Below are 1,590 nucleotides of genomic sequence, written 5' to 3'. Positions count from 1 at the left end.
GGCACGCTTACACCGAACAACTCGGGCTCCTGGAAAGGGCGATGGAGCTGTGGGACAGGTGTCACCGTGCCGCCGTTGTTGAAGATCGCTCCGGGGGGAGCGTAGGCGATGTTGTCGGTGACCGAACTGTTCCTCAGCGTGGCAGTGGAGCCTTGATCGTTGGCGATACCGCCGCCCCGGCCACTTGGGCCGACTGCGCCGTTGGCGAAGACCTTGCTTCCACGGACGGTAAGTGCACTGCCATCGGTGTTGTAGATGCCGCCGCCCAGGCCGTTGACGCCAAGGGCCCTGTTGCCACTGACGATGGTGTCCTTCAGAGTCGTCTTCGTGTGGTCGGCATAGATGCCGCCACCGTCGCCCCCGGCTGTGTTGTTTGTGACCTGGCTGTGGTCGAAGTTCATTGTCCCGCCGAAGTCGAAGATGCCGCCGATGTTGGAGGTTGCCGTGTTTTCGTTGATTCGGCTGCCCACGATCGTCGCTGTGCCGCTGTCCTGATCGATGCCGCCGCTGAATCTTGCGTGATTGTGGCTGATAGTGCTGTCTCGAATGGTCAGGTCACCGCCATCGTTGTCAATGCCTCCGCCTTGCTGACTGGCGAAGTTCTCAGTGATCGTGACCTTGTCAAGTGCGAGCTTAGTGCCGTCGGTGGTGAGCCAGATGCCACCGCCGCGACCACTGATACCACTCGTGGTCTGCGGTACGCGGCCGCCGCGAAGGGTGATTTGCTGAAGAGTCAGCGCGCCGGTGGGGCCCGAGATCTGGAAGATGCGGAACTCTGGTGTCCCCGGATGCGTGCTGCGCCTGATGGTGCTTCCGCTGCCCTCAATGGTGATGCGGGTGGTGATCACTGGCAGGCCATTGTCGTCGTTGTCCGGCGCTGTGAGGGTGTAGGTGCAGTCGCGGGCGAGATGCAACGTGCCGCCACCGGCGGCGTTCGCCTGGGCGATAGCCTGCTTGAGGTCGTCGACGTTGCACCGCACCCGCTTGCCGGGGTCGGAGCTGGTCGGGACAGCAGTGAAGGCCGTTGTGGCAGCCACGGTCATGACAACACCGGTGAGGGCGTGGACTGAACGCATGGAGGATTTCCTGTTCTCGGGTTGGCGGACTCACTGGTTGGATCGCGGCGGACGCCCATTTGAGCGCGAGAGCATGCGTAATTTATTCACCACCGATCTATGTGCGTTACAGCCTGCCGCGCCGTACGTTCGACCGGTCGGGCGGCGAAAATACGCCGAAAGGTTATGTGCTCTCGTTCGGAATGCCATCGGAGAACTACTGAAACAACCGTGACTCTGTCCGTCCGTCACCAATTGCGGCCGTCCAGTCGAGCCGACCTCAGTTACCGGTCCGCCTATAGTTCGCGACGCAAAAACACCGGAATAACTCACTTGCCTGGCGTGGAGTGTTTGTGAGTAAAGGCGCCGCGTGTGCGAGCCGTAACTTCATGACCCGCTGGAATACTAGTCGGTAATCCGTACGCGAAGCCATCGTTGTATCACAGCGAAGTACAACAACCACCGCAACCTCAGCTAGCCGTCAACGGCTCAAATGGGGACTCCAGGGCCATCGTCTTAAACCCCTGATGGCCCT

At 60.9% G+C, this 1,590-nt stretch carries 1 protein-coding gene; it reads right to left on the bottom strand.

Annotation, left to right across the window (positions count from 1 at the left end):
• On the bottom strand, positions 1-1,076 hold a 1,076-nt coding region (locus tag AB0N17_RS46560), incomplete at its 3' end, for a right-handed parallel beta-helix repeat-containing protein (protein WP_366017714.1).
• Between the last annotated feature and the right edge of the window lie 514 nt (positions 1,077-1,590).

Source organism: Streptomyces sp. NPDC051133 (genome assembly GCF_040682635.1).
In the GTDB taxonomy this organism is placed as follows: Bacteria; Actinomycetota; Actinomycetes; order Streptomycetales; family Streptomycetaceae; genus Streptomyces.
The sequence above is the reverse complement of the archived record's forward strand: the minus strand, read 5'-3'. Positions and strand labels throughout refer to the sequence as shown.